This window comes from Kitasatospora sp. NPDC059817 (genome assembly GCF_042731835.1).
GTDB lineage: Bacteria > Actinomycetota > Actinomycetes > Streptomycetales > Streptomycetaceae > Kitasatospora.
Map to the genome: position 1 here is coordinate 5586 of NZ_JBHWIR010000267.1, position 1558 is coordinate 7143.

Consider the following 1558-nt stretch of genomic DNA (forward strand, 5'->3'; position numbering starts at 1 on the left):
GGCGTGTGCCGTCGCCCTCGGTGCCGCGACACCGGCGCACGCCTTCAGCGGGGGCAACCACGAGAAGATCACCCGGGCCGCCCTGGGCCCGGGGGGCTGGCACCCGAACTCGCTGACGGCGATGGCGGACGGGAACTCGGGCGCGATCGTCGCCAACGACCACGGCGAGTACTTCGGCATCGGCAAGCTCCACTGCGACAACGCCGACTACCTCGACCCCCGGTACGACAGCCGCTACCCCCGCACCCGCGAGCAGTCCAACGCCGAGATCATCGACTGCGTCGAGGGCTCCATCGACCACGTCAGGAGGGCCGTGGCCGCCGCGGACCGGCTGGTCGACGCGAACGGGCGCGTCATCGCCGCCCAGACCTCCATCTCCCCGGCCTGCTCGTGGAACGACCGGCCGGGACGGGCGAAGTGCGAGGTGCTGGAAGACCTGGGCCGCGGCTGGCACCAGATCGAGGACTTCTACGCCCACAGCAACTGGGTCGACCAGGCCGGCCCGGGAGCCATCGGCGTCAAGAACCCTCCCGGCCTGGGGCGCACCGACCTGCCCGCGTTCTTCTCCATCAGTCGTTACAGCTCCATGAGCAGGGCGGACTGGGTCAAGGACGCCACCGGCCACATCCCTCACGACCTGGCGACGGGCTGCTATCCGGACCGCGACCACAGCGGCACGGTTTCCAACTGCACGGGCCGCACCACTCATGACGGGGTCCTGAACAAGGACACGAAGGACAGTCCCCGCTCGGTCGTCGCCCACAACTTCGACCACGCCTACGACCTCGCCGTCAAGGACATCGCACGCCAGTGGAAGGACTTCAAGAACGAGCTTCAGCGCAGGTACCCGAACAACGGCCGGGCACAGGCGATGATCTGCGCCATCACCCATGACCACCCGGACAAGACCTGCTCCTGACACACCACCGCGGCGCCGGCCAGGCCGGCCTGAACGGCCCGACCACACCCGCCGGTGGGAGCAGGAGACCGGCGGACCCGATGTCCCGCACTGCGCAACGGGAGGAAGGCCCCGCGTGTCCCCTCGACGCACAGCCCCGAGGATCGCCGCCGCGGCGGCGGCCGTATCGGCGACCGCCCTGCCCACCTGTGCCCACGCCACCGGCCTGCCGACGGCCGGACCGGCACACGCGACAGCAGCGGACCGGGCCGGCTTCGTCATGGACAAGGCCCAATCCGACCGGATGTCCCCGAACAGGGACCGGTTCCACACCTACGACGCACCGGTCGACACGATGAGCGCCTACCCCGGCTTCACGCACACCGGCAACGACGCGCTCAAGCGGCGGGAGGCCGCGGCCTTCCTGGCAAACGTCAGCCATGAGACCGGCGGCCTGCGCCACGTCGTGGAGCAGAACACCGCCAACTACCCGACGTACTGCGACACCGCCCGCCCCTACGGGTGTCCGGCGGGACGCGCGGCCTACCACGGACGAGGGCCGCTCCAACTCAGCTGGAACTCCACCTGCAAAGCGGCGGGAGACGCCCTGCACATCGACCTGCTCCACCACCCCGACCTGCTCCAGACCAACCCCCGGAT

The 1558-nt window shown here is 70.2% G+C and carries 2 protein-coding genes; both read left to right on the forward strand.

Annotated features, from left to right (window positions below):
- On the forward strand, positions 1–919 hold a 919-nt coding region (locus tag ACFV61_RS32860; RefSeq protein WP_380495656.1), incomplete at its 5' end, for a hypothetical protein.
- 115 nt (positions 920–1034) lie between these two features.
- Positions 1035–1558 (forward strand): chitinase (locus ACFV61_RS32865; RefSeq protein WP_380495658.1); only part of this gene is annotated, 524 nt, incomplete at its 3' end.